Origin of the sequence: Pseudomonas rubra (assembly GCF_028656935.1) — a bacterium.
GTDB lineage: Bacteria > Pseudomonadota > Gammaproteobacteria > Pseudomonadales > Pseudomonadaceae > Aquipseudomonas > Aquipseudomonas rubra.
Map to the genome: position 1 here is coordinate 1 of NZ_JAMDGZ010000017.1, position 22,972 is coordinate 22,972.

At 57.4% G+C, this 22,972-nt stretch carries 34 protein-coding genes; 33 read left to right on the forward strand and 1 reads right to left on the reverse strand.

The genetic code is table 11. The features are described 5' to 3' along the window. Positions 1 to 190: 190 nt before the first annotated feature. The 30 genes from rpsJ to bfr all read left to right on the forward strand — a co-directional run bounded on the left by rpsJ (position 191) and on the right by bfr (position 16,134). Positions 191 to 502 carry a 30S ribosomal protein S10 gene (gene rpsJ, locus M5G17_RS08345; RefSeq protein WP_003186070.1) on the forward strand — a complete coding sequence of 104 codons (312 nt, stop codon included), beginning with the start codon at positions 191 to 193 and terminating at the stop codon, positions 500 to 502. Positions 503 to 582: 80 nt separating this feature from the next. Continuing rightward, positions 583 to 1,218 carry a 50S ribosomal protein L3 gene (rplC, locus tag M5G17_RS08350; protein WP_273892483.1) on the forward strand — a complete coding sequence of 212 codons (636 nt, stop codon included), beginning with the start codon at positions 583 to 585 and terminating at the stop codon, positions 1,216 to 1,218. A gap of 12 nt (positions 1,219 to 1,230) precedes the next feature. Then, on the forward strand, positions 1,231 to 1,833 hold the full coding sequence (gene rplD, locus M5G17_RS08355) for a 50S ribosomal protein L4 (RefSeq protein ID WP_010220305.1): 603 nt from the start codon (positions 1,231 to 1,233) through the stop codon (positions 1,831 to 1,833). Continuing rightward, the gene (gene rplW / locus M5G17_RS08360; RefSeq protein ID WP_010220306.1) at positions 1,830 to 2,129 is read left to right on the forward strand and encodes a 50S ribosomal protein L23; all 300 of its coding nucleotides are present in this window, start codon (positions 1,830 to 1,832) and stop codon (positions 2,127 to 2,129) included. Before rplD ends, rplW begins: the two co-directional genes overlap by 4 nt. 14 nt (positions 2,130 to 2,143) lie before the next feature. Further along, entirely contained in the window at positions 2,144 to 2,968 is an 825-nt protein-coding gene (gene rplB / locus M5G17_RS08365; RefSeq protein WP_038606161.1) for a 50S ribosomal protein L2, read from the forward strand. Between the two features lie 16 nt (positions 2,969 to 2,984). Further along, positions 2,985 to 3,260 (forward strand): 30S ribosomal protein S19, encoded by a 276-nt coding sequence (gene rpsS, locus M5G17_RS08370; protein ID WP_002555486.1) that lies wholly within the window; start codon positions 2,985 to 2,987, stop codon positions 3,258 to 3,260. 11 nt (positions 3,261 to 3,271) lie between these two features. Then, entirely contained in the window at positions 3,272 to 3,604 is a 333-nt protein-coding gene (rplV, locus tag M5G17_RS08375) for a 50S ribosomal protein L22 (RefSeq protein ID WP_003103908.1), read from the forward strand. A 13-nt stretch (positions 3,605 to 3,617) separates the two neighbouring features. After that, positions 3,618 to 4,304 carry a 30S ribosomal protein S3 gene (rpsC, locus tag M5G17_RS08380; protein ID WP_010220308.1) on the forward strand — a complete coding sequence of 229 codons (687 nt, stop codon included), beginning with the start codon at positions 3,618 to 3,620 and terminating at the stop codon, positions 4,302 to 4,304. A gap of 12 nt (positions 4,305 to 4,316) precedes the next feature. Continuing rightward, positions 4,317 to 4,730, forward strand: a complete 414-nt coding sequence (rplP, locus tag M5G17_RS08385) for a 50S ribosomal protein L16 (RefSeq protein ID WP_003255479.1) — start codon at positions 4,317 to 4,319, stop codon at positions 4,728 to 4,730. Beyond that, positions 4,730 to 4,921 carry a 50S ribosomal protein L29 gene (rpmC, locus tag M5G17_RS08390; protein ID WP_002555481.1) on the forward strand — a complete coding sequence of 64 codons (192 nt, stop codon included), beginning with the start codon at positions 4,730 to 4,732 and terminating at the stop codon, positions 4,919 to 4,921. The genes rplP and rpmC overlap by 1 nt, the downstream gene beginning before the upstream one ends. Before the next feature lie 2 nt (positions 4,922 to 4,923). After that, the gene (rpsQ, locus tag M5G17_RS08395; protein WP_008374160.1) at positions 4,924 to 5,190 is read left to right on the forward strand and encodes a 30S ribosomal protein S17; all 267 of its coding nucleotides are present in this window, start codon (positions 4,924 to 4,926) and stop codon (positions 5,188 to 5,190) included. 23 nt (positions 5,191 to 5,213) lie between these two features. Continuing rightward, complete coding sequence (gene rplN / locus M5G17_RS08400) at positions 5,214 to 5,582, forward strand: 50S ribosomal protein L14 (RefSeq protein WP_002555479.1); 369 nt, start codon at positions 5,214 to 5,216, stop codon at positions 5,580 to 5,582. A gap of 11 nt (positions 5,583 to 5,593) precedes the next feature. Then, the gene (gene rplX, locus M5G17_RS08405; protein WP_009397501.1) at positions 5,594 to 5,908 is read left to right on the forward strand and encodes a 50S ribosomal protein L24; all 315 of its coding nucleotides are present in this window, start codon (positions 5,594 to 5,596) and stop codon (positions 5,906 to 5,908) included. Between the two features lie 20 nt (positions 5,909 to 5,928). Then, on the forward strand, positions 5,929 to 6,468 hold the full coding sequence (gene rplE, locus M5G17_RS08410) for a 50S ribosomal protein L5 (RefSeq protein WP_273892484.1): 540 nt from the start codon (positions 5,929 to 5,931) through the stop codon (positions 6,466 to 6,468). A gap of 13 nt (positions 6,469 to 6,481) precedes the next feature. Further along, positions 6,482 to 6,787, forward strand: a complete 306-nt coding sequence (rpsN, locus tag M5G17_RS08415; protein ID WP_038998487.1) for a 30S ribosomal protein S14 — start codon at positions 6,482 to 6,484, stop codon at positions 6,785 to 6,787. A 209-nt stretch (positions 6,788 to 6,996) separates the two neighbouring features. Beyond that, complete coding sequence (rpsH, locus tag M5G17_RS08420) at positions 6,997 to 7,389, forward strand: 30S ribosomal protein S8 (RefSeq protein ID WP_130266515.1); 393 nt, start codon at positions 6,997 to 6,999, stop codon at positions 7,387 to 7,389. A 12-nt stretch (positions 7,390 to 7,401) separates the two neighbouring features. After that, positions 7,402 to 7,935, forward strand: coding sequence for a 50S ribosomal protein L6 (rplF, locus tag M5G17_RS08425; RefSeq protein ID WP_130266514.1), 534 nt, complete (start codon positions 7,402 to 7,404; stop codon positions 7,933 to 7,935). Between the two features lie 10 nt (positions 7,936 to 7,945). Further along, positions 7,946 to 8,296: a 50S ribosomal protein L18 gene (rplR, locus tag M5G17_RS08430; RefSeq protein ID WP_009397496.1), complete on the forward strand. Its 351-nt coding sequence runs from the start codon at positions 7,946 to 7,948 to the stop codon at positions 8,294 to 8,296. A gap of 3 nt (positions 8,297 to 8,299) precedes the next feature. Beyond that, a complete protein-coding gene (gene rpsE / locus M5G17_RS08435; RefSeq protein WP_010220316.1) occupies positions 8,300 to 8,800 on the forward strand; it encodes a 30S ribosomal protein S5 in 501 nt (166 codons plus the stop codon). Positions 8,801 to 8,802: 2 nt separating this feature from the next. Then, the gene (gene rpmD, locus M5G17_RS08440; RefSeq protein ID WP_010220317.1) at positions 8,803 to 8,979 is read left to right on the forward strand and encodes a 50S ribosomal protein L30; all 177 of its coding nucleotides are present in this window, start codon (positions 8,803 to 8,805) and stop codon (positions 8,977 to 8,979) included. Positions 8,980 to 8,982: 3 nt separating this feature from the next. Then, on the forward strand, positions 8,983 to 9,417 hold the full coding sequence (gene rplO / locus M5G17_RS08445) for a 50S ribosomal protein L15 (protein WP_110996350.1): 435 nt from the start codon (positions 8,983 to 8,985) through the stop codon (positions 9,415 to 9,417). After that, positions 9,418 to 10,749, forward strand: coding sequence for a preprotein translocase subunit SecY (gene secY / locus M5G17_RS08450; protein WP_010220319.1), 1,332 nt, complete (start codon positions 9,418 to 9,420; stop codon positions 10,747 to 10,749). It abuts the gene before it with no gap. Positions 10,750 to 10,777: 28 nt separating this feature from the next. Further along, a complete protein-coding gene (gene rpmJ / locus M5G17_RS08455; protein ID WP_002555468.1) occupies positions 10,778 to 10,894 on the forward strand; it encodes a 50S ribosomal protein L36 in 117 nt (38 codons plus the stop codon). Between the two features lie 131 nt (positions 10,895 to 11,025). After that, positions 11,026 to 11,382, forward strand: a complete 357-nt coding sequence (gene rpsM / locus M5G17_RS08460; protein ID WP_130266513.1) for a 30S ribosomal protein S13 — start codon at positions 11,026 to 11,028, stop codon at positions 11,380 to 11,382. Positions 11,383 to 11,412: 30 nt separating this feature from the next. Further along, positions 11,413 to 11,802: a 30S ribosomal protein S11 gene (gene rpsK / locus M5G17_RS08465; RefSeq protein WP_002555466.1), complete on the forward strand. Its 390-nt coding sequence runs from the start codon at positions 11,413 to 11,415 to the stop codon at positions 11,800 to 11,802. Between the two features lie 15 nt (positions 11,803 to 11,817). Then, positions 11,818 to 12,438 (forward strand): 30S ribosomal protein S4, encoded by a 621-nt coding sequence (rpsD, locus tag M5G17_RS08470; RefSeq protein WP_010220321.1) that lies wholly within the window; start codon positions 11,818 to 11,820, stop codon positions 12,436 to 12,438. A gap of 22 nt (positions 12,439 to 12,460) precedes the next feature. Next, positions 12,461 to 13,462: a DNA-directed RNA polymerase subunit alpha gene (locus tag M5G17_RS08475; RefSeq protein WP_003186012.1), complete on the forward strand. Its 1,002-nt coding sequence runs from the start codon at positions 12,461 to 12,463 to the stop codon at positions 13,460 to 13,462. 43 nt (positions 13,463 to 13,505) lie between these two features. Further along, positions 13,506 to 13,892 carry a 50S ribosomal protein L17 gene (gene rplQ / locus M5G17_RS08480; protein WP_043192543.1) on the forward strand — a complete coding sequence of 129 codons (387 nt, stop codon included), beginning with the start codon at positions 13,506 to 13,508 and terminating at the stop codon, positions 13,890 to 13,892. A 173-nt stretch (positions 13,893 to 14,065) separates the two neighbouring features. After that, a complete protein-coding gene (locus tag M5G17_RS08485) occupies positions 14,066 to 15,514 on the forward strand; it encodes a catalase (protein ID WP_273892485.1) in 1,449 nt (482 codons plus the stop codon). A gap of 155 nt (positions 15,515 to 15,669) precedes the next feature. Beyond that, positions 15,670 to 16,134 carry a bacterioferritin gene (gene bfr / locus M5G17_RS08490; RefSeq protein WP_273892486.1) on the forward strand — a complete coding sequence of 155 codons (465 nt, stop codon included), beginning with the start codon at positions 15,670 to 15,672 and terminating at the stop codon, positions 16,132 to 16,134. A gap of 60 nt (positions 16,135 to 16,194) precedes the next feature. On the opposite strand, the gene uvrA is transcribed toward bfr, so the two are convergent. Next, a complete protein-coding gene (uvrA, locus tag M5G17_RS08495; protein WP_273892487.1) occupies positions 16,195 to 19,029 on the reverse strand; it encodes an excinuclease ABC subunit UvrA in 2,835 nt (944 codons plus the stop codon). A gap of 129 nt (positions 19,030 to 19,158) precedes the next feature. Between uvrA and M5G17_RS08500 the strand changes: the two genes are divergently transcribed. From M5G17_RS08500 to M5G17_RS08510, 3 genes are all read left to right on the forward strand, one after another. Then, entirely contained in the window at positions 19,159 to 20,553 is a 1,395-nt protein-coding gene (locus M5G17_RS08500) for an MFS transporter (RefSeq protein WP_273892488.1), read from the forward strand. A 9-nt stretch (positions 20,554 to 20,562) separates the two neighbouring features. Then, positions 20,563 to 21,078 (forward strand): single-stranded DNA-binding protein, encoded by a 516-nt coding sequence (locus tag M5G17_RS08505; protein ID WP_130266508.1) that lies wholly within the window; start codon positions 20,563 to 20,565, stop codon positions 21,076 to 21,078. A 354-nt stretch (positions 21,079 to 21,432) separates the two neighbouring features. Further along, the gene (locus M5G17_RS08510) at positions 21,433 to 22,860 is read left to right on the forward strand and encodes a phosphatidylserine decarboxylase family protein (RefSeq protein WP_273892489.1); all 1,428 of its coding nucleotides are present in this window, start codon (positions 21,433 to 21,435) and stop codon (positions 22,858 to 22,860) included. Positions 22,861 to 22,972 lie beyond the last annotated feature (112 nt).

Genomic DNA, 22,972 nt, shown 5'->3' on the forward strand with positions numbered 1-22,972 from the left:
GGCGGTCGTACCGTCGGCGCCGGCGTCGTAGCCAAAATCATCGAGTAATCGTTGATCGTTTAAAAAGGCCCCCGCTCAGCGGGGGCTTTTTTATTGGGTTGACACTCAGTGGGGGCCTCTATAAAATCACGCCTCCTTTTAACGGGCGTAGTGCGCCCGGTGGGAATAGCAGCCTGGAGTCTGAAATCCAATGCAAAATCAGCAAATCCGTATCAGGTTGAAGGCTTTTGACCATCGCCTGATCGACCAATCCACCCAGGAAATCGTGGAAACCGCGAAACGTACTGGTGCTCAAGTGCGTGGTCCAATTCCACTGCCTACCCGTAAAGAGCGGTTCACCGTTCTGGTCTCCCCGCACGTCAACAAAGACGCGCGTGACCAGTACGAGATCCGTACTCATAAGCGCGTTCTGGATATCGTCCAGCCAACGGATAAAACCGTTGATGCACTTATGAAGCTTGATCTTGCGGCCGGTGTGGAAGTGCAGATCAGCCTCGGCTAAGACACGGTCTTAGTCGTGTAACGCTCTGAAATGGGCGGCCATAGCGGGTGAAAGCCCCGTACACTCATGAGGTTTACAACATGACTATTGGTGTAGTCGGTCGAAAAGCGGGTATGACCCGTATTTTCACCGAAGAAGGTGTCTCCATTCCGGTCACGGTCATTGAGATCGAGCCGAATCGTGTCACCCAGTTCAAAACTGAAGAAACCGATGGCTATCGTGCAGTGCAAGTCACTGTCGGTGAACGTCGCGCTTCGCGCGTGACTGCTGCTCAAGCAGGTCACTTCGCTAAAGCGAACGTTGCCGCGGGTCGCGGTGTCTGGGAGTTCCGTCTTGAAGAAGGCGAGTACCAGGCCGGTGATTCGATCAACGCTGAAATCTTCGCTGCAGGTCAGCTGGTAGATGTTACCGGTCAGTCCAAGGGTAAAGGCTTTGCCGGTACCATCAAGCGTTGGAATTTCCGCGGTCAAGATAACACCCACGGTAACTCCGTCTCCCACCGCGTCCCGGGCTCTATCGGCCAGTGCCAGACTCCTGGTCGTGTATTCAAGGGCAAAAAAATGTCCGGTCACATGGGCGCCGAGCGCGTGACCGTTCAGTCCCTCGAAGTAGTGCGCGTCGACGCTGAACGCAATCTGTTGCTGGTCAAGGGTGCCGTTCCAGGCGCAACTGGCAGCGATCTGGTTGTGCGTCCGGCTGCCAAGGCTCGCGGTTAAGGGGAAGCTGACATGCAACTAAATGTAAATGACGCTCAGGCGATCGAAGTTTCCGAACTGACCTTCGGCGGCGAATTCAACGAGACGCTGGTACACCAAGCAGTCGTGGCCTATATGGCCGGCGGCCGTCAAGGCACCAAGCAGCAGAAAACCCGTTCCGACGTTGCTGGTGGCGGTAAGCGCCCATGGCGTCAGAAAGGCACTGGCCGTGCTCGTGCCGGTACTATCCGTAGCCCAATCTGGCGTGGCGGCGGTACCACTTTCGCAGCTCGTCCGCAGGATCACTCGCAGAAGCTCAACAAGAAGATGTACCGCGCAGCAATGCGTTCCATCCTCGCTGAGCTGGTGCGTACCGACCGTCTGGTCGTGGTTCAGGACTTCGCTGTTGAAGCACCGAAAACCAAAGACCTGCTGAACAAGCTGAACGGCATGGGTCTGAGCGACGTACTGATCGTTTCGGACGCTGTTGATCAGAACCTGTACCTGGCTGCTCGCAACCTGCCGCACGTCGACGTACGTGACGTTCAGGGTTCCGATCCGGTCAGTCTGATCGCATACGACAAAGTGTTGATCACTGTGTCGGCCGTGAAGAAATTCGAGGAGCTGCTGGGATGAACCAGGAACGCGTATTTAAAGTCCTCCTTGGCCCGCATGTTTCCGAGAAGGCTACCGTTCTGGCTGAGAAAAAAGGCCAGTTCGTATTCAAGGTTGCTACTGATGCAACCAAGCTGGAAATCAAGAAAGCTGTCGAAGGCCTGTTCGGCGTAAAAGTCGAAAACGTGTCGACTGTTAACGTTCTGGGTAAAACCAAGCGTACCGCACGTGGTCTGGGCAAGCGCAATGACTGGAAGAAAGCGATCGTTTCGCTTCAGCCAGGCCAAGATCTCGATTTCAGCAGCAGTGCTGAGTAAGGAAGGGGTGCATCATGGCAATCGTTAAATGCAAACCGACTTCCCCTGGCCGCCGTTTCGTGGTCAAGGTGGTCAACAAGGAGCTGCATAAAGGCGCTCCTCACGCACCGCTGCTCGAGAAGAAGTCGAAGTCTGGTGGTCGTAACAACAATGGCCGCATCACTACGCGTCACGTAGGTGGTGGTCATAAGCAGCATTACCGTATGGTCGATTTCCGTCGCAACGACAAAGATGGCATCGTCGCCACTGTCGAGCGTATCGAATACGATCCAAACCGTACTGCTCACATCGCACTGCTGTGCTACGCAGACGGCGAGCGCCGCTACATCATCGCCCCTAAAGGCGTTGCTGCTGGCGACCAGCTGATCGCAGGCGCTCTGGCTCCAATCAAGCCAGGCAACTCCCTGCAACTGCGCAACATCCCAGTGGGTAGCACCATTCACGGCATCGAACTGAAGCCGGGCAAAGGTGCACAGATCGCTCGTTCCGCTGGTGCTTCGGCTCAGCTGATCGCTCGCGAAGGTGTCTATGTGACCCTGCGTCTGCGCTCTGGTGAAATGCGTAAAGTCCTGGCTGAATGCCGTGCGACCCTGGGTGAAGTCTCGAACTCCGAGCACAGCCTGCGTTCGCTGGGTAAAGCTGGTGCCAAACGCTGGCGTGGCGTTCGCCCAACCGTTCGTGGTGTTGCCATGAACCCGGTTGACCACCCGCATGGTGGTGGTGAAGGTCGTACCTCCGGTGGTCGTCATCCGGTATCGCCATGGGGCTTCCCGACTAAGGGCGCGAAGACTCGTGGTAATAAGCGTACCGACAACATGATCGTCCGTCGTCGCAAGTAAATAGAGGGATACGACAGTGCCACGTTCTCTGAAAAAAGGTCCTTTTATCGATCTTCACCTACTGAAGAAGATCGAAGTGGCGGCGGAAAAGAACGATCGCAAACCAGTTAAGACCTGGTCGCGCCGTTCCATGATCCTGCCACAAATGGTCGGTCTGACCATCGCGGTACACAACGGTCGCCAACACGTCCCAGTTCTCGTGAACGAAGACATGGTCGGCCATAAACTGGGCGAGTTTGCCGGTACCCGCACTTATCGTGGGCACGTGGCTGACAAGAAAGCCAAGCGTTAAGGGGTTAGGAAATGGAAGTAGCCGCTAAGTTGTCGGGCGCTCGAATCTCCGCCCAGAAAGCCCGCTTGGTCGCCGACCAGATCCGCGGGAAGAAGGTGGGCGAAGCGCTCAACCTGTTGGCCTTCAGCAGCAAAAAAGCCGCTGAAATCATGAAGAAAGTCCTCGAGTCGGCCGTTGCCAACGCCGAGCATAACGAAGGCGCAGACGTTGATGACCTGAAGGTCTCCACCGTTTTCGTCAACGAAGGGCGTTCGCTGAAGCGTATCATGCCGCGTGCCAAAGGCCGCGCTGATCGCATCGTCAAGCGGTCTTGCCATATCACTGTCAAGGTTGCGGACAAGTAACGGAGTCGATCAGATGGGTCAGAAAGTACATCCCACTGGCATTCGCCTGGGAATCGTCAAGGAGCACACCTCCGTCTGGTACGCAGACGGTCGGACTTATGCGGACTATTTGCTCGCAGATCTGAATGTGCGTGAGTACCTCCAAGACAAACTAAAAAGCGCGTCCGTTAGCCGTATCGATATCCATCGTCCGGCCCAAACTGCACGCATCACCATCCACACCGCTCGTCCAGGTATCGTTATCGGGAAGAAAGGTGAAGATGTTGAGAAGCTGCGTCAGGACCTGACCAAGCAAATGGGTGTGCCTGTGCACATCAACATCGAAGAGATCCGCAAGCCGGAACTCGACGGTATGCTGGTAGCTCAGAGCGTAGCTCAGCAGCTGGAGCGTCGTGTGATGTTCCGTCGCGCCATGAAGCGCGCCGTACAGAACGCCATGCGCATTGGTGCCAAAGGCATCAAGATCCAAGTGAGCGGTCGTCTCGGCGGTGCTGAAATCGCACGTACTGAATGGTATCGCGAAGGTCGTGTGCCCCTGCACACCCTGCGTGCCGATATCGACTATGCCACCTACGAAGCTCACACCACTTACGGTGTGATCGGTGTGAAGGTTTGGATTTTCAAAGGCGAAGTAATTGGTGGTCGCCAAGAAGAACTGAAACCACAAGCACCAGCGCCTCGTAAAAAAGCTGCTAAGTAAGGGGTACGCCAAATGTTGCAACCAAAGCGTACAAAATTCCGCAAGCAGATGACTGGCCACAACCGTGGTCTGGCACTGCGCGGTAGCAAAGTCAGCTTCGGCGAATTTGCTCTGAAAGCTGTTGCTCGCGGTCGTCTCACCGCCCGCCAGATTGAGTCGGCACGTCGTGCTCTGACCCGTCACGTAAAACGTGGCGGTAAAATCTGGATCCGTGTGTTCCCGGACAAGCCGATCTCCAAGAAGCCTCTCGAAGTGCGGATGGGTAAAGGTAAAGGTTCCGTGGAATACTGGGTTGCCCAGATCCAGCCAGGCAAAGTCCTGTACGAGATCGAGGGTGTTTCTGAAGAGCTGGCGCGTGAGGCTTTCGCCCTGGCGGCTGCAAAGCTGCCTCTCGCCACCTCCTTTGTTAAGCGGACGGTGATGTGATGAAAGCGAATGAACTTCGTGAAAAATCAGCACAGCAGCTGAACGAGCAACTGCTCGGCTTGCTGCGCGACCAGTTCAATCTGCGTATGCAGAAAGCAACTGGCCAGTTGGGGCAGTCGCACCTGCTCTCGCAAGTTAAGCGTGACATCGCTCGCGTGAAAACTGTGCTCAACCAGCAGGCAGGTAAGTGATCATGGCTGAAGCTGAAAAAACCGTCCGTACGCTGACTGGCCGTGTCGTCAGCGACAAGATGGACAAAACCATCACCGTACTGATCGAGCGTCGCGTTAAGCACCCGATCTACGGTAAATACGTTAAGCGTTCGACTAAGCTGCACGCGCACGACGAAACCAACCAGTGCCATATCGGCGACAAGGTCTCCATCCGCGAGACCCGTCCGCTGGCCAAGACCAAGTCCTGGGCACTGGTTGAAGTTCTCGAACGCGCTGTTGAAGTCTAAGGGCTAAGGGTCGGAGAAATTTTATGATTCAGACTCAATCCATGCTCGATGTGGCCGATAACAGCGGCGCTCGTCGCGTCATGTGCATCAAGGTTCTCGGCGGTTCGCACCGCCGTTACGCCGGCATCGGTGACATCATCAAGGTAACCGTCAAGGAAGCAATTCCTCGCGGTAAAGTGAAGAAAGGCCAAGTGATGACTGCTGTTGTAGTCCGCACTCGCCACGGTGTCCGTCGTGCTGACGGCTCCATCATCCGCTTTGATGGCAATGCTGCTGTTCTGCTGAACAACAAGCAAGAGCCGATCGGCACCCGTATCTTTGGGCCAGTGACCCGTGAACTTCGTACTGAGAAGTTCATGAAGATCGTCTCGCTCGCCCCAGAAGTGCTGTAAGGAGATCCGACATGCAAAAGATTCGTCGTGACGACGAGATCATCGTGATCGCCGGCAAAGACAAAGGTAAGCGCGGTAAGGTGCTCAAGGTTCTCGCTGACGACCGTCTGGTCGTTGGTGGGATCAACCTGGTGAAGCGTCATACCAAGCCTAACCCGATGTCGGGCGTACAGGGCGGTATCGTCGAGAAAGAAGCGCCACTGCACGCTTCTAACGTCGCCATTTTCAACGGCGAAACCAACAAGGCTGACCGCGTTGGTTTCAAAGTAGAAGACGGCAAAAAAATTCGTGTCTTCAAGTCGACCCAAAAAGCGGTTGATGCTTGAACACTGCTAGGTAGAAGACCATGGCACGACTGAAAGAGATTTACCGGAACGAGATTGCTCCCAAGCTTAAGGAAGAACTTGAGCTTGCGAACGTGATGGAAGTTCCACGCGTTACCAAGATCACCCTGAACATGGGTCTGGGCGAAGCTGTCGGCGACAAAAAAGTCATCGAGCACGCTGTTGCTGACCTGGAGAAGATCACCGGTCAGAAAGCCGTTGTGACTTACGCTCGGAAATCCATCGCGGGCTTCAAAGTCCGTGAGGGCTGGCCGATTGGCGTTAAAGTTACTCTGCGCCGTGATCGTATGTACGAATTCCTGGACCGCCTGCTGGCGATCTCCCTGCCTCGGGTTCGCGACTTCCGCGGCCTGAATGCCAAGTCCTTCGATGGTCGTGGCAACTACAGCATGGGCGTGAAAGAGCAGATCATCTTCCCGGAAATCGACTACGACAAGATCGATGCTCTGCGCGGTCTGGACATTACCCTGACCACCACTGCCAAGAACGATGACGAAGGCCGCGCTCTGATGCGTGCTTTCAAATTCCCGTTCCGCAACTGATTGGAGTAGGAAAATGGCCAAGAAGAGCATGAAAAACCGTGAGCTGAAGCGTCAGCTCACTGTTGCCAAGTACGCCAAGAAGCGTGCCGAGCTGAAAGCGACCATCGTTAATCTGGAAGCAACTCCAGAAGAGCGTTTTGCCGCTGTCGTAGCTCTGCAGAAGCAACCACGTGACGCTAGCGCTGCGCGCCTGCGTAACCGTTGCCGCATCACCGGTCGTCCACACGGCGTTTACCGCAAGTTCGGCCTCGGCCGTAACAAGCTGCGTGAAGCAGCTATGCGCGGTGACGTTCCAGGTCTGGTTAAAGCCAGCTGGTAAGACGTACCGGCAGCGTCCAGGTGGCGGGGGAGCAATCTTCCGACCACCGGTGACCTTGCATCGAAACAAGCCCCTTCTGGGGCTTGTTTCGTTTCTGGGAACTGTCTAGAATGACCGGCTCTCCTGAGCCCGGGTTTTTATGCCCGGCGATCTCAGGGGTCTGTAGTAGCCGAGAGGCTAATTTTTCTTGTATCAGGAGCGTCTAGCCCATGAGTATGCAGGACCCGTTAGCGGACATGCTAACTCGCATCCGTAATGCCCAGATGGCTGAAAAGTCCGTCGTAAGCATGCCTTCCTCGACTCTGAAGGTTGCGGTTGCCAAAGTTCTGAAAGACGAAGGTTACATCGCTGGCTACCAAGTCAGCAGCGAAGTAAAACCATCGCTTTCCATCGAGCTTAAATACTTCGAAGGCCGTCCGGTCATCGAGGAAGTCAAGCGCGTAAGTCGTCCAGGCCTGCGTCAGTACAAGTCCGTCGATGATCTGCCGAAAGTACGTGGCGGTCTGGGCGTGTCTATCGTCTCCACCAACAAAGGTGTGATGACTGATCGTGCTGCGCGCGCTGCCGGTGTCGGCGGCGAAGTTCTCTGCACAGTGTTCTAAGGGGGGATAAGCATGTCTCGCGTCGCTAAGAACCCCGTTAAGCTGCCATCGGGCGTCGAAGTCAAATTCGCCGGTCAGCAGCTTTCGGTGAAGGGTGCCAAGGGCACTCTCGAACTGAACGTTCACTCGTCAGTAGAAGTCGTTGAAGAAGCTGGTGAGCTGCGTTTTGCTGCTCGCAATGGCGATCAACAAACTCGCGCTATGGCCGGTACTACCCGTGCTTTGGTAAACAACATGGTCCAAGGCGTAAGCCAAGGCTTCGAGCGCAAGCTCCAGCTGGTCGGTGTTGGTTACAAAGCTCAGGCTAAAGGCACCGTCCTGAACCTGGCGCTCGGCTTCTCGCATCCAGTGGATTACGAATTGCCTGAGGGCATCACCGCTGAGACCCCAAGCCAGACCGATATCCTGATCAAGGGTATCGACAAGCAGCTGGTAGGTCAGGTGGCCGCCGAAATCCGCGGTTTCCGTCCGCCAGAGCCGTACAAAGGCAAAGGTGTGCGTTACGCGGACGAAGTCGTCCGTCGTAAAGAAGCCAAGAAGAAGTAGGGCCTAGCAAATGACCGACAAAAAAGTTACTCGACTGCGTCGCGCTCGCAAAGCACGCCTGAAAATGCACGAACTCGAAGTCGTGCGTCTCTGCGTGTTCCGCTCCTCGCAGCACATTTACGCCCAGGTCATTTCGGCCGACGGCAGCAAGGTTCTGGCCAGTGCCTCGACCTTGGACAAAGAACTGCGTGATGGCGCCACTGGCAACATCGACGCGGCCACTAAGGTTGGCAAGCTGGTAGCTGAGCGCGCGAAAGCCGCCGGTGTATCTCAAGTTGCCTTTGACCGTTCCGGCTTCAAGTACCATGGCCGCGTCAAAGCGCTGGCTGATGCTGCTCGTGAAGGCGGGCTGGAGTTCTAAGTTATGGCAAATAACGATCAAAAGCGCGACGAAGGCTACATCGAGAAGCTGGTTCAAGTTAACCGCGTTGCTAAAACCGTCAAAGGCGGCCGTATCTTCACTTTCACCGCGTTGACCGTGGTAGGTGATGGTAAAGGTCGTGTTGGTTTCGGTCGTGGCAAGTCGCGCGAAGTACCTGCTGCGATCCAGAAAGCGATGGAAGCTGCTCGTCGCAACATGATTCAGGTTGACCTGAACGGCACCACTCTGCAGTACGCCACCAAGTCCGCCCATGGCGCGTCGAAGGTGTACATGCAGCCTGCGTCCGAAGGTACCGGTATCATCGCTGGTGGCGCCATGCGTGCCGTCCTGGAAGTTGCTGGTGTTCAGAACGTCCTGGCCAAGTGCTACGGCTCGACTAACCCTGTAAACGTGGTTCACGCCACTTTCAAGGGTCTGAAGGCTATGCAATCTCCTGAATCCATTGCTGCCAAGCGCGGCAAGAGCGTTGAGGAGATCCGCTGATCATGGCTACCGTTAAAGTAACGCTGATCAAAAGCACCGCCGGCCGTCTCCCTAACCACAAACTGTGTGTTAAGGGTCTGGGTCTGCGCCGCATCGGTCACACTGTAGAAGTCCTGGATACTCCCGAGAATCGCGGGATGATCAACAAGGCTTACTACATGCTGCGCGTCGAGGGTTAATCGATGAAACTCAATGATCTGAGTCCAGCGCCGGGTTCCCGTCGCGAGAAGCATCGTCCGGGCCGTGGTATCGGTAGCGGTTTGGGTAAGACTGGTGGCCGTGGCCACAAAGGTCAGACCTCCCGTTCCGGTGGCACCATTGCTCCAGGCTTTGAAGGCGGTCAACAGCCGCTGCACCGTCGTCTGCCGAAGTTCGGCTTCGTTTCCCTGAAAGCCATGGACCGCGCCGAAGTGCGTCTGTCCGAGCTGGCCAAGGTGGAAGGCGATCTGATCACCGTTCAGTCCCTCAAGGATGCCAACGTGATCGGTCAGCACGTACAGCGTGTGAAAATCATGCTGTCGGGCGAAGTCACTCGCGCAGTCACCCTCAAGGGTATCGCCGTCACCAAAGGTGCACGTGCGGCTATCGAAGCAGCTGGCGGCAAGTTCGAGGAATAAATGGCTAAGCAAGGTGCTCTCTCTTCGCTCGGCAAAGGCGGGATGTCTGAACTCTGGGCTCGTCTGCGTTTTCTGTTCCTGGCGATCATCGTCTATCGGATAGGCGCACACATCCCAGTTCCAGGTATCAATCCGGACCGGCTGGCGGAACTGTTTCGACAGAATGAGGGGACCATTCTTAGCTTGTTCAACATGTTTTCCGGCGGCGCGCTGGAACGGATGAGCATCTTTGCATTGGGGATCATGCCGTACATCTCGGCATCGATCATCATGCAGTTGATGACCGCCGTCAGCCCGCAGCTGGAGCAGTTGAAGAAGGAAGGTGAAGCTGGCCGTCGCAAGATCAGCCAGTACACCCGCTACGGCACCGTTATCCTGGCGCTGGTCCAGGCCATTGGCATGTCCATTGGTCTGGCCGGTCAGGGCGTGGCGTTTTCTGCTGACTTTGGCTTCCATTTCGTTGCGGTGTCCACTTTCGTGGCCGGCGCGATGTTCATGATGTGGCTGGGCGAGCAGATCACCGAGCGCGGTGTAGGCAACGGTATCTCGATGTTGATTTTCGCAGGTATCGTCGCCGGTCTTCCGAGAGCAATCGGGCAGTCTTTCGAGTCTGCACGCACAGGCGATATCAACATTTTCGCCCTGGTCGCTATCGGTTTGCTGGCAGTAGCGATTATCGGTTTCGTGGTGTTCATTGAGCGTGGTCAGCGTCGTATCGCCGTTCACTACGCCAAGCGTCAGCAGGGCCGCAAGGTCTTCGCTGCGCAGACCAGCCACTTGCCGTTGAAAGTGAATATGGCGGGTGTAATCCCTGCCATTTTCGCGAGCAGCATCTTGCTGTTCCCGGCTTCGCTGGGTGCCTGGTTCGGTCAGTCCGAAGGTATGGGCTGGTTGCAGGACATCTCGCAGTCGATCGCTCCTGGTCAGCCGTTGAATATTCTGCTGTTTAGTGCAGGGATTATTTTCTTCTGCTTCTTCTATACGGCGTTGATGTTCAATCCGAAAGACGTAGCGGAAAACCTGAAGAAGTCCGGTGCCTTTATTCCGGGTATCCGTCCGGGCGAGCAGTCGGCGCGCTACATTGATGGCGTTCTGACCCGCTTGACCATGTTCGGTGCTCTTTATATGACGGCCGTGTGTCTGCTTCCCCAGTTCCTGGTGGTTGCGGCAAACGTTCCGTTCTACCTTGGCGGGACCTCGTTGCTGATTGTGGTAGTGGTTGTGATGGACTTCATGTCCCAAGTACAATCGCACCTCGTTTCGCACCAGTACGAATCCCTGATGAAGAAAGCCAACCTGAAAGGCTACGGTGGCAGCGGTCTGCTGCGCTGATTGACCCTTAAGGTTCGAGGAGTTGGTGATGAAAGTTCGTGCATCGGTGAAAAAGCTGTGCCGTAACTGCAAAATTATTCGCCGCGAAGGTGTCGTTCGAGTAATTTGCAGTGCGGAACCACGTCACAAGCAGCGCCAAGGCTGAGTGTGATTTGCGCTACAAACCCAGCAGCTAGTGTGCTGCTGGGTTGATTAATTGTTTCTACAGCGATATTATCTCGCGCCCTATTTCTTGGCTTCCGGGGCGTAGGTAGCTGTCAATTGGAGTCCCACTGAATGGCCCGTATTGCAGGCGTTAACATTCCAGATAACAAGCATACTGTTATCTCGCTGACCTACATCTATGGTGTTGGTCGCACCACTTCACAGAAAATCTGTGCAGACACTGGGGTCAACCCAGCCGTAAAGATCAAGGATCTGAGCGACGAGCAGGTTGAATCGCTGCGTACTGAAGTTGCGAAGTACATCACCGAAGGTGATCTGCGCCGTGACGTCAACATGAAAATCAAGCGGTTGATGGACCTGGGTTGCTACCGCGGCCTGCGTCATCGTCGGGGTCTGCCAGTACGCGGTCAGCGTACCAAGACCAACGCGCGTACCCGTAAGGGCCCGCGTAAGCCGATCCGCAAGTAATCGCACCAGCGAATCGACAGGAATTTAGAAATGGCAAAACCTGCTGCTCGTCCTCGTAAAAAAGTCAAAAAGACAGTGGTTGATGGCATCGCCCACATCCATGCCTCTTTTAACAACACCATCGTGACCATCACCGATCGTCAAGGTAACGCCCTGTCCTGGGCTACCTCCGGCGGTTCGGGTTTCCGCGGTTCCCGCAAGTCCACCCCGTTCGCTGCTCAAGTAGCTGCCGAGCGTGCTGGTCAAGCTGCGCTGGAATATGGTCTGAAGAACCTCGACGTCAACGTCAAGGGTCCAGGTCCAGGTCGTGAGTCCGCTGTTCGTGCTCTGAACGGCTGTGGCTATAAGATCGCCAGCATCACCGACGTGACGCCAATCCCGCATAACGGGTGCCGTCCGCCGAAGAAGCGCCGCGTGTAATCAGGAGACAGATAAATGGCACGTTACATTGGTCCAAAATGCAAACTGTCTCGTCGTGAAGGCACCGATCTGTTCCTGAAGAGCGGCGTTCGCGCTCTGGAATCGAAGTGCAACATCGAAGCAGCCCCAGGTATTCACGGTCAGCGTCGTGGTCGTCAGTCCGACTACGGCACCCAGCTGCGTGAGAAACAAAAAGTTCGTCGTATCTACGGCGTGCTTGAGCGTCAATTCAGCGGTTACTACAAGCAAGCGGCCTCCAAGAAGGGCGCTACTGGTGAGAACCTGCTGCAACTGCTCGAGTGCCGTCTGGATAACGTCGTTTATCGTATGGGCTTTGGCGCTACTCGTGCCGAATCCCGTCAGCTGGTTTCGCACAAAGCGATCAGCGTAAACGGCAAGACTGTAAACGTTCCGTCCTACCAAGTTCGTCCGGGTGACGTGGTCGCGGTTCGCGAGAAGTCGCTGAACCAGCTGCGCATTGTTCAAGCCCTTGAACTGTGCGCCCAGCGTGGCCGCGTTGAGTGGGTAGATGTGGATGCTGCCAAGAAGTCGGGCGTTTTCAAGAACGTTCCTGCTCGCAGCGACCTGTCCGCCGACATCAACGAAAGCCTGATTGTCGAGCTCTACTCCAAGTAAGGGCTAGAAAATAGGTGCATCCATGCAGATTTCGGTAAATGAGTTCCTGACGCCCCGCCACATTGATGTGCAGGTCGTCAGTCCAACCCGCGCTAAAATCACGCTCGAGCCTCTCGAGCGTGGCTTTGGCCATACCCTGGGCAACGCGCTGCGCCGCATCCTGTTGTCCTCCATGCCTGGCTGTGCAGTAGTCGAGGCCGAGATTGACGGTGTACTCCACGAGTACTCGGCAATCGAAGGTGTACAGGAAGATGTCATTGAGATCCTGTTGAACCTGAAAGGCCTGGCTATCAAACTGCACGGTCGTGACGAAGTTACGCTGACCTTGTCGAAGAAGGGTTCGGGGGTGGTTACCGCTGCCGATATTCAGCTGGATCATGATGTCGAGATCGTTAACCCCGATCACGTAATCGCTAACCTGGCGTCGAACGGCGCCTTGAACATGAAGCTCACCGTAGCTCGTGGTCGTGGTTATGAGCCGGCCGATTCGCGTCAGAGCGATGAAGACGAAAGCCGCAGCATTGGTCGCTTGCAGCTTGACTCTTCGTTCAGCCCGGTTCGCCGTATCGCATACGTGGTGGAAAACGCCCGTGTCGAGCAGCGTACCAACCTGGACAAGCTGGTAATTGATCTGGAAACCAACGGTACCCTGGACCCTGAAGAGGCCATCCGTCGTGCCGCAACCATTCTGCAACAGCAGTTGGCTGCGTTCGTCGACCTCAAAGGTGACAGTGAACCAGTGGTTGTCGAGCAGGAAGACGAGATCGATCCGATCCTGCTTCGCCCGGTTGACGATCTGGAACTGACTGTACGTTCGGCTAACTGCCTTAAGGCGGAAAACATCTACTACATCGGCGACCTGATTCAGCGTACCGAAGTAGAGCTGTTGAAGACTCCGAACCTGGGCAAGAAATCCTTGACTGAAATCAAGGACGTTCTGGCCTCCCGCGGTCTGTCCCTCGGCATGCGCCTCGACAACTGGCCGCCTGCAAGTCTTAAGAAGGACGACAAGGCGACTGCCTGATCGTCGTAATCACCGAACGTAGTGTTTGGTAAGGAATGAACCCATGCGTCATCGTAAAAGTGGACGTCACCTGAGCCGTACCAGCTCTCACCGTAAGGCTATGTTCCAGAACATGGCGGTGTCGCTGTTCGAGCACGAGCTGATCAAAACTACTCTGCCAAAAGCCAAAGAACTGCGCCGCGTTGCCGAGCCGCTGATCACTCTGGCCAAGGTAGACAGCGTAGCTAACCGTCGTCTGGCTTTCGACCGTACTCGTTCGAAAGAAATGGTCGGTAAGCTGTTCAACGATCTGGGCAAGCGCTATGCCACCCGTCAGGGCGGCTACCTGCGTATCCTCAAGTGCGGCTTCCGCGCTGGCGATAACGCACCTATGGCGTACGTCGAGCTGGTTGATCGTCCTGTCGGTGGCTCGGTTGAAGCTGCTGAGTAAGGCGAACAGTCTGTAACAAGGAACCGGGCCTAGCGCCCGGTTTTTTGTGTCTGGATGTATTGTAATAATCTATTGATATGAGTCATGTAATGAATTTGTTGTGGTCATAGTTGTGGTCAATACTCCTCCCAAGCCGATTAGCCGGCCGTTCAAGACCGATAGGGAGAGAGACCATGAGCCAGAACAAAATACTGACCACCGCCAGCGGAGCGCCGGTCGCTGACAACCAGAACTCGCGTTCGGCAGGCCCGCGAGGCCCGTTGTTGCTGGATGACTTCCACCTGATCGAAAAACTCGCGCACTTCAACCGCGAGAACATCCCTGAGCGCCGTGTTCACGCTAAAGGCTCGGGTGCCTACGGCACCTTCACCGTCACCCGCGATATCACCCAGTACAGCTGTGCCAAGCTGTTCAATAGCGTTGGCAAGCAAACCGAGACCTTCCTGCGCTTCTCCACTGTGGGTGGCGAGCGTGGTTCGGCCGATACCGAGCGTGATCCGCGTGGCTTTGCCCTGAAGTTCTATACCGAGGAAGGTAACTGGGACATCGTTGGCAACAACACTCCAGTGTTCTTCATCCGTGATCCGCTGAAATTCCCGGACTTTATCCACACCCAGAAACGCCTTCCGCAAAGCAACCTGAAGAGCGCGCAGATGATGTGGGACTTCTGGTCGCATTCACCTGAAGCCTTGCACCAGGTGACCATCTTGTTTTCTGACCGGGGCATCCCGGACGGCTACCGGCATATGCACGGCTTTGGTAGTCACACCTACAGCCTGATTAGCGCCGAAGGCCAGCGTACCTGGGTCAAGTGGCACTTCAAGACCAAGCAGGGCATCAAGAACCTGGCGCCTGCCGAGGCTGCGCGCCTGGCTGGCACTGACCCGGACTACGCCCAGCGCGACCTGTTCGAGGCGATCGAACGCGGTGATTTCCCGAAATGGGCCGTATGCATCCAGGTGATGAGCGAAGAGGAGGCCGCCAGCCGCGACGAGAATCCATTCGATGTGACCAAGACTTGGTCGCAGAAGGACTATCCGCTGATCGAGATTGGCGAACTGGAACTCAACCGCAACCCGCTGAATTATTTCGCTGAAGTCGAGCAAGCGGCGTTCGGTCCGAGCAACATGGTGCCGGGTGTTGGGCTGTCGCCGGACCGCATGCTCCAGGGCCGCGTGTTCGCTTACGCAGACGCGCACCGCTACCGTGTCGGTACCAACCATCAGCAACTGCCGGTAAACGCCCCACGCAGCCTGGTGAACAGCTACCAGCGTGATGGTTCGATGGCGTTTGGCAGTAACGGCGGCGCGGCACCGAACTATGAGCCTAACAGCTACGCCAGTGCACCAAAGCAAGCCCCGCAGTACGCTGAGCCGCCATTGGCCCTGAACGGTGTCGCCGATCGTTACGATCACCGCGAAGACACCGACTACTACAGCCACGCCGGCGCGCTGTTCCGCCTGATGAGTGAGCAGCAGAAGGCACTGCTGATCGGCAACATAGCCGGTGCCATGGCCGGGGTTTCTGTGGATGTGGTCCAGCGTCAGTTGCAGCACTTCTTCAAGGCCGATCCGGCCTATGGCGAGGGGATTGCCAAGGCTTTGGGCATAAATCTCGCCTAAGTCGAAGTGATAAGAAGAACCGCCCTCATTTGGGCGGTTTTTCAATGAATATCACTACCGTTTACCCACTTTTTTGCACGTTTTTGCCCAATTCTCAGTGACCTTCCAGTCATCCTGGTTCAAACTATGACTTTCACACAGGGAGAGGCAGGGCGATGCAAGGTCACCCGGACGTAATCGATTATCTCAACACGTTGCTGACGGGCGAACTGGCGGCGCGTGACCAATATTTCATTCACTCGCGGATGTACGAAGACTGGGGCTTGAGCAAGCTCTACGAGCGTATCAACCACGAAATGGAAGAAGAGGCGCAACACGCCGATGCCCTGATGCGTCGTATCCTCATGCTCGAAGGCACCCCGCGCATGCGTCCTGAGGACCTGGACGTGGGCACTACCGTGCCGGACATGATTGCTGCCGACCTGCGCCTTGAGTACAAGGTGCGTGCTGCGCTGTGCAAAGGCATCGAGCTGTGCGAACTGCACAAGGACTACATCAGCCGCGACATCCTGCGTGTGCAGCTGGCCGATACCGAAGAAGATCACACCTACTGGCTGGAAAAACAGCAGGGCCTGATCAAATCGATCGGCCTGGAAAACTACCTGCAATCGCAGATGTAATTTTCTCCGAACAAAAAAAGCCCCGCCAATGCGGGGCTTTTTGTTTGGGGCTCTTCTACATCAGGCGCGGTCGCGCTCCAGCAGTGGTTTGAGGTAGTAACCGGTATACGACTGCTTCATCTCGGCCACCTCTTCCGGTGTACCAAAACCGATGATCTGCCCGCCCTTGGAGCCGCCTTCGGGGCCCAGGTCGACGATCCAGTCGGCGGTCTTGATCACGTCCAGGTTGTGCTCGATCACCACCACGGTGTTGCCGTGGTCGCGCAGACGGTGCAGTACATCGAGCAATTGCTGAATGTCGGCAAAGTGCAAACCGGTGGTCGGTTCGTCGAGGATGTACAGGGTCTTGCCGGTGTCGCGCTTGGACAGCTCGCGTGACAACTTGACCCGTTGTGCTTCGCCTCCCGACAGGGTGGTCGCCGACTGTCCGAGCTTGATGTAGGACAGGCCGACGTCCATCAGCGTCTGCAGCTTGCGCGCCAGCGCGGGTACCGCGTCGAAGAACTCGCGGGCTTCCTCGATGGTCATTTCCAGGACCTCGTGGATGTTCTTGCCCTTGTACTTGATCTCCAGGGTTTCGCGGTTGTAGCGCTTGCTCTTGCACACATCGCACGGCACGTAGATGTCCGGCAGAAAGTGCATCTCGACCTTGATCAGGCCATCGCCCTGGCACGCCTCGCAGCGCCCACCCTTGACGTTGAACGAGAACCGCCCAGGGCCGTAGCCACGCGAGCGCGACTCCGGGACGCCGGAGAACAGTTCGCGGATCGGTGTGAACAGGCCGGTATAGGTCGCCGGGTTCGAGCGCGGAGTGCGGCCGATCGGGCTCTGGTCAATGTCGACCACTTTGTCCAGATGTTGCAGGCCGTCACAGCTGTCGTGCGGTGCCGCTTCCAGGGTGCTGGCACCGTTGAGGGCGGTGGCGCTGAGCGGGAACAGGGTGTTGTTGATCAGCGTCGACTTGCCCGAGCCAGACACACCGGTCACGCAGGTCAGCAGGCCGATCGGGATTTCCAGGTCGACGTTCTGCAGGTTGTTGCCGCGTGCGCCCTTGAGCTTGAGCGAGAGTTTTTTGTTGCGTGGCGTGCGCTTGGCCGGCACGGCAATCTTGACCCGGCCGGACAGGTACTTGCCGGTCAGCGAGTCAGGGTGGGCCATAACCTGGGCCGGGGTGCCTTCGGCGACGATCTGCCCGCCGTGTACTCCCGCTCCCGGGCCGATGTCGACCACGTAGTCGGCCAGGCGAATGGCGTCCTCATCGTGCTCGACCACGATCACCGTGTTGCCGATGTCGCGCAGGTGGTTGAGGGTGCCGAGCAAACGGTCGTTGTCGCGCTGGTGCAGGCCAATGGACGGCTCGTCGAGGATGTACATGACCCCGACCAGGCCGGCGCCGATCTGGCTGGCCAGACGGATACGCTGGGCTTCACCGCCCGAAAGGGTGTCGGCGCTGCGGTCGAGGGTCAGGTAGTCGAGGCCGACGTTGACCAGAAACTGCAGACGCTCGCAGATCTCCTTGAGAATCTTGTCGGCAATCTCGCCACGTCGCCCCGTCAGCTTCAGGCCGCCGAAGTAGCCGCTGGCTTCGCCGATCGGCAGGCAGGTCACTGCCGGCAGAGTTTTTTCACCAACCCATACGTGCCGCGCTTCGCGACGCAGGCGGGTGCCGCGGCAATCCGGGCAGGGCTGGGTGCTGAGGAACTTGGCCAGTTCTTCACGTACGGTCGCCGATTCGGTTTCGCGGTAGCGGCGCTCCAGGTTGGGCACGATGCCTTCAAATGGGTGCGAGCGCTTGACGATGTCGCCACGATCGTTGAGGTACTTGAAATCGACGTTCTGCTTGCCGCTGCCGTGAAGGATGACCTTCTGCTGCTCGGCCGGCAGTTCGCCGAAGGGGATCTCGAGGCTGAAGTCATAATGCGAGGCCAGCGAGCCGAGCATCTGGAAGTAGTAGACGTTGCGCCGGTCCCAGCCGCGAATCGCACCTTCGGCCAGGGTCAGCTCGCCATTGACCAGGCGCTTGATGTCGAAGAACTGCTTGACCCCCAGGCCGTCGCAGGTCGGGCAGGCGCCGGCGGGGTTGTTGAAGGAGAACAGTTTGGGTTCCAGCTCGCTGATCGCATGGCCGCAGATCGGGCAGGCGAAGCGGGCGGAGAAGATCATCTCCTCGAACGGCTCGTCATCCATCGAGCCGACCAAGGCGATGCCATCGGCCAGCTTGAGGGCGGTCTCGAACGATTCGGCCAGACGCTGTTGCAGGTCGTCGCGCACCTTGAAGCGGTCGACCACCACCTCGATGGTGTGTTTTTTCTGCTTGTCCAGCTTGGGCAGTTCATCGAGTTCGAACAACTTGCCGTTGACCCGCGCCCGGACGAAACCTTGAGCGCGCAGTTCTTCGAAGACCGCCAGGTGCTCACCCTTGCGCTCGCGAATCACCGGTGCCAGCAACATCAGTTTGCTGCCTTCGGGCTGGGCCAGCACCAGGTCGACCATCTGGCTGACGGTCTGTGCTTCCAGCGGGATGTCGTGGTCCGGGCAGCGCGGGGTGCCGACGCGGGCGTAAAGCAGGCGCAGGTAGTCGTAGATCTCGGTGATGGTGCCGACGGTCGAACGCGGGTTGTGCGAGGTCGACTTCTGTTCGATGGAAATTGCCGGTGACAAACCTTCGATGGTGTCGACATCGGGCTTTTCCATCATCGACAGGAACTGCCGGGCATAGGCCGACAGGGATTCGACGTAACGGCGCTGGCCTTCGGCGTACAGGGTATCAAAGGCCAGGGACGACTTGCCGGAACCGGACAGGCCGGTGATGACGATCAACTTGTCCCGCGGCAGGGTCAGGTCGATGTTCTTCAGGTTGTGGGTACGTGCCCCACGAATCAGGATCTTGTCCACTGCGGCCTCGCTCGGCGGGCATAAACGGTTGAGTATACGGCTCCATGCCATTACGCGGCAAAGCGTCGCGTATATGCCGTTAAGCGATGGGACTGGTAGAATCGCCGCCGGTTCACACGAGGTTTATCCATGCACGATCCCCACAGCGAACGCATGAGTGGCAGCGAGACCCGCGCCGCAGGCGGCCTGGCCCTGGTGTTCGCCTTCCGTATGCTGGGCATGTTCATGGTCCTGCCGGTACTGGCGACCTATGGCATGGACCTGGCCGGTGCCACTCCGGCCCTGATCGGCCTGGCAATTGGTGCCTATGGCCTGACCCAGGCATTTCTGCAGATTCCGTTCGGGGTGATCTCCGACCGCATAGGCCGCCGCCCGGTGATCTACCTGGGCCTGGTGATCTTTGCCCTGGGCAGCGTACTGGCGGCCCAGGCCGACTCGATCTGGGGCGTGATCGCAGGGCGTATCCTGCAAGGCGCCGGGGCGATTTCTGCGGCGGTCATGGCCTTGCTCTCGGACCTGACCCGCGAACAGCACCGGACCAAGGCCATGGCCATGATCGGCATGAGCATCGGCTTGTCGTTTGCCGTGGCCATGGTGGTCGGTCCGCTGCTGACCCGCTCCTTCGGCCTGTCCGGGCTGTTCCTGGCCACCGCGGCCATGGCCGTGGTCGGTATCGCCATCATTGCCCTTGTGGTGCCGGCCTCTCACGGCGCTCTGCAGCACCGCGAATCGGGCGTCGCCAAGCAGGCGCTGATGCCGACTCTGCGCCATCCCGACCTGTTGCGCCTGGACGTGGGCATCTTCGTCTTGCATGCCATTTTAATGGCCAGCTTCATCGCCTTGCCGCTGGCGTTCGTCGAGCGTGGCGGGTTGCCGAAGGAAGAGCACTGGTGGGTGTACCTGACCGCCTTGCTGATTTCATTCTTTGCAATGATCCCGTTCATCATCTACGGCGAAAAAAAGCGCAAGATGAAACGTGTCCTGCTGGGCGCGGTCAGTGTGTTGATGCTGACCGAGCTATTCTTCTGGCTGTCAGCAGACAACTTGCACGAACTGGTGATCGGCACCGTGATATTCTTCACCGCCTTCAACCTGCTGGAGGCATCCTTGCCTTCACTGGTCAGCAAGGTGTCGCCCGCTGGCGGAAAGGGCACGGCCATGGGGGTGTACTCCACCAGCCAGTTCCTTGGTGCCGCGCTGGGAGGAATTCTCGGTGGCTGGTTGTTCCAGCACGGTGGCCTGAGCACGGTGTTCCTTGGCTGCGCAGCGTTGTGTGCTCTGTGGTGGGTCGTGGCGCTGAGCATGCGTGAACCGCCGTACGTGACCAGTCTGCGCATGCCGTTATCGGCCGAGGCGGTACGCGAAGCGGGGCTGACCGAGCGGCTGATGGCCGTCCCGGGTGTAACCGACGCAGTGGTGGTGGCCGATGAAGCCGCCATCTATATCAAACTTGATACACAAATTTTGGATCGCACGACCCTGGAGCGCCTGGTAAACCCGGCCTCCGAAGCGTGCGAAGCCTAGGAGAACGTTATGGCCCGTGGGGTTAACAAAGTCATTCTGGTCGGTACTTGCGGTCAAGATCCCGAAGTCCGCTACCTGCCCAACGGTAACGCCGTGACCAACCTGAGCCTGGCCACCAGCGAGCAGTGGACCGACAAGCAGACCGGCCAGAAGGTTGAAAAAACCGAATGGCACCGCGTGTCGATGTTCGGCAAGGTTGCGGAAATTGCCGGTGAGTACCTGCGCAAAGGCTCGCAGGTCTACATCGAAGGCAAACTGCAGACCCGTGAGTGGGAAAAAGACGGCATCAAGCGTTACACCACTGAAATCGTCGTCGACATGCAGGGCACCATGCAACTGCTCGGCGGCCGTCCGCAGAACCAGGACGGCTCGCAGCAGCAAGGTGGCAACAACTACAACCAGGCGCCGCGTCAGCAGGCTCCGCGTCCACAGCAGTCGGCGCCGCAACAGCGTCCTGCGCCACAGCAGGCCGCACCGCAGCCGGCTCCGGACTTCGACAGCTTCGATGACGATATTCCGTTCTGATTCGCTGCTGTCTCACAGCTGTAAACCTGAAAAGCGAAGCCATTGATTTGGCTTCGCTTTTTTATTGAGCGCCAAATCTCGCCCTTCCTTCCCTACTGCTGGTCTCGCTGGCACCTTTGGTCGGATCGCACCTTATTGCCCGACGTTTAGCCCTGCTATTTCGGCTTTTTTTCCCCTGGCGACTACATTTACCAAGCGGTTGCATACCGCTGCAGCGCCCCCTCCTGTCGAGTCCCGGGCAGCCATGAAGCTGTGATAAGCGCTGGGCGTTGCAAAAACGCAGTCTGGAATAGCGACTCTGCGCGTTGCCCGAAGGCGATGTGCATGAGTTACGTCACTTTAAAGGACTAAGAAATGACTCAATTCGATAGCCAGATCTCATCCCTCCAGCAATCCGCCAAGCCGCGCCGCGTGGAAGGCACCGCAGCGAACCTGCTCACCCTGGACAATGCCGGGCCCATCCAGATGGGCTTCTGGGTACCCAATCGGGTGTGGGCGACTGCCAAGTTCCTGGTGCCACTGCGCGACTATATTGCGCAAAAGAAGAGGGCAGGCACGCTTACCCCTATGCTGCCGCAGGTCACCGAGTTCAAGGCCTGGGTGACAGAGCACAGTGTGTACCGCATGTGGGTCAATTCGATGATCGAGCAGGCCAACGCCTATGTCCTGACCCTGGATGAGGCGACCCTCGAGCAGATCAAGGATGAGGACGGCGACACGGTCTGGATCAAAAGCTACGACAGCTTCTTCGAGATTCTCAACGAGATTATCACCACCTCTTCGTCCTTCAACGCGACGGCCCAGGTCGGTACACCGATGAATGGCTTCCTGGCCGTTTCAATGGCGACCGAGGCGGGCGTTGCCTTGTTCCACGACACGACCTTCAACCTCCAGTTCAAGAAGGTCCTGGACGCATGGAACGCCTTTCTCAAGAGCGCCGACTCGCTGGACAAGCTGGATATCAATGACCCCGAAAAAGCGGGCTCGTGGATATCGAAAGCCGCCTGGGACGCCGGGGTCTGGAATGAAATGGAATGCGATCCGAGCAAGCCAGGGTACGGGTTCGACTCATGGAACTCGTTTTTCATACGCAAGTTCGTGCCCGGCGCCCGCCCGTTTCAGGGTGACCCCACGACCCAGATCAACATTGGCTGTGAAACCACACCATGGCAGTACGAAAATAACCTCGCGTTCGAGACCGGCTTCTGGATCAAGGACGTGAACTACTCCTTGCTTGATCTATTCGCTGGCCAGGCGCAGTGGGCGGAGCACTTCAAGGGTGGGCAGATTTATCAGGGATTCCTCTCGGCCACTCACTATCACCGCTGGAACGCACCGCTGGATGGCAAGCTGGTGCGTTCATGGGTGCAACCGGGCACCTATTTTGCCCAGCGCCCCGGGCAAGGCGAAGGCACCGGCACCTGGGAGGGCACCGAGTCGCAGCCCTACCTTGGCCATGTTGCCGCCCGCGCGATCTTTATTTTCGAGCACCCGGCGTGTGGTTATGTTGCGTTGATCTGCATCGGCATGGTCGAGGTCTCGACCTGCGTGATTGCACCGCAATTCATCGTCGGCGAGGGCGCAGCGCCGGTCAACATCAGCCGTGGAACCGAGATCGGCCACTTCGAGTTCGGTGGGTCGACCCACATGATGCTGTTCCAGCGCGATCGGGTGCGTCTTGAGCAGTGGGCCATCGACGCCGTGCAACACCAGAATGATCCACAACCCACGAAAATGGGCAGTGTGATCGCCACGGCGCTGGGGCAACCGAGGGCTAAATAGGCGAATAACGAGCAAGGGGCGCTGGCGCAATCGTGTCGGCGTTCCCGGCTGACAGGCAGCATCTCTCCAGCGTTTTGCGCAATCTTGACTAGAGTATCCATTGGCGGCCTTC

Coding starts and splice junctions, on each gene's coding strand:
- rplE (WP_273892484.1), top strand. CDS start 5,929: ATGGCACGACTGAAAGAGATTTACCGGAACGAGATTGCTCCCAAGCTT.
- bfr (WP_273892486.1), top strand. CDS start 15,670: ATGCAAGGTCACCCGGACGTAATCGATTATCTCAACACGTTGCTGACG.
- rpsC (WP_010220308.1), top strand. CDS start 3,618: ATGGGTCAGAAAGTACATCCCACTGGCATTCGCCTGGGAATCGTCAAG.
- rplB (WP_038606161.1), top strand. CDS start 2,144: ATGGCAATCGTTAAATGCAAACCGACTTCCCCTGGCCGCCGTTTCGTG.
- rplP (WP_003255479.1), top strand. CDS start 4,317: ATGTTGCAACCAAAGCGTACAAAATTCCGCAAGCAGATGACTGGCCAC.
- rpsM (WP_130266513.1), top strand. CDS start 11,026: ATGGCCCGTATTGCAGGCGTTAACATTCCAGATAACAAGCATACTGTT.
- rplF (WP_130266514.1), top strand. CDS start 7,402: ATGTCTCGCGTCGCTAAGAACCCCGTTAAGCTGCCATCGGGCGTCGAA.
- rplX (WP_009397501.1), top strand. CDS start 5,594: ATGCAAAAGATTCGTCGTGACGACGAGATCATCGTGATCGCCGGCAAA.
- rplW (WP_010220306.1), top strand. CDS start 1,830: ATGAACCAGGAACGCGTATTTAAAGTCCTCCTTGGCCCGCATGTTTCC.
- rpsK (WP_002555466.1), top strand. CDS start 11,413: ATGGCAAAACCTGCTGCTCGTCCTCGTAAAAAAGTCAAAAAGACAGTG.
- rpsH (WP_130266515.1), top strand. CDS start 6,997: ATGAGTATGCAGGACCCGTTAGCGGACATGCTAACTCGCATCCGTAAT.
- M5G17_RS08500 (WP_273892488.1), top strand. CDS start 19,159: ATGCACGATCCCCACAGCGAACGCATGAGTGGCAGCGAGACCCGCGCC.
- rplD (WP_010220305.1), top strand. CDS start 1,231: ATGCAACTAAATGTAAATGACGCTCAGGCGATCGAAGTTTCCGAACTG.
- M5G17_RS08485 (WP_273892485.1), top strand. CDS start 14,066: ATGAGCCAGAACAAAATACTGACCACCGCCAGCGGAGCGCCGGTCGCT.
- rpmD (WP_010220317.1), top strand. CDS start 8,803: ATGGCTACCGTTAAAGTAACGCTGATCAAAAGCACCGCCGGCCGTCTC.
- rpsQ (WP_008374160.1), top strand. CDS start 4,924: ATGGCTGAAGCTGAAAAAACCGTCCGTACGCTGACTGGCCGTGTCGTC.
- rplV (WP_003103908.1), top strand. CDS start 3,272: ATGGAAGTAGCCGCTAAGTTGTCGGGCGCTCGAATCTCCGCCCAGAAA.
- M5G17_RS08510 (WP_273892489.1), top strand. CDS start 21,433: ATGACTCAATTCGATAGCCAGATCTCATCCCTCCAGCAATCCGCCAAG.
- rplQ (WP_043192543.1), top strand. CDS start 13,506: ATGCGTCATCGTAAAAGTGGACGTCACCTGAGCCGTACCAGCTCTCAC.
- rplO (WP_110996350.1), top strand. CDS start 8,983: ATGAAACTCAATGATCTGAGTCCAGCGCCGGGTTCCCGTCGCGAGAAG.
- rpmJ (WP_002555468.1), top strand. CDS start 10,778: ATGAAAGTTCGTGCATCGGTGAAAAAGCTGTGCCGTAACTGCAAAATT.
- M5G17_RS08505 (WP_130266508.1), top strand. CDS start 20,563: ATGGCCCGTGGGGTTAACAAAGTCATTCTGGTCGGTACTTGCGGTCAA.
- rpsD (WP_010220321.1), top strand. CDS start 11,818: ATGGCACGTTACATTGGTCCAAAATGCAAACTGTCTCGTCGTGAAGGC.
- rpsJ (WP_003186070.1), top strand. CDS start 191: ATGCAAAATCAGCAAATCCGTATCAGGTTGAAGGCTTTTGACCATCGC.
- rplR (WP_009397496.1), top strand. CDS start 7,946: ATGACCGACAAAAAAGTTACTCGACTGCGTCGCGCTCGCAAAGCACGC.
- rpsN (WP_038998487.1), top strand. CDS start 6,482: ATGGCCAAGAAGAGCATGAAAAACCGTGAGCTGAAGCGTCAGCTCACT.
- rplN (WP_002555479.1), top strand. CDS start 5,214: ATGATTCAGACTCAATCCATGCTCGATGTGGCCGATAACAGCGGCGCT.
- M5G17_RS08475 (WP_003186012.1), top strand. CDS start 12,461: ATGCAGATTTCGGTAAATGAGTTCCTGACGCCCCGCCACATTGATGTG.
- rpsE (WP_010220316.1), top strand. CDS start 8,300: ATGGCAAATAACGATCAAAAGCGCGACGAAGGCTACATCGAGAAGCTG.
- rpmC (WP_002555481.1), top strand. CDS start 4,730: ATGAAAGCGAATGAACTTCGTGAAAAATCAGCACAGCAGCTGAACGAG.
- secY (WP_010220319.1), top strand. CDS start 9,418: ATGGCTAAGCAAGGTGCTCTCTCTTCGCTCGGCAAAGGCGGGATGTCT.
- rplC (WP_273892483.1), top strand. CDS start 583: ATGACTATTGGTGTAGTCGGTCGAAAAGCGGGTATGACCCGTATTTTC.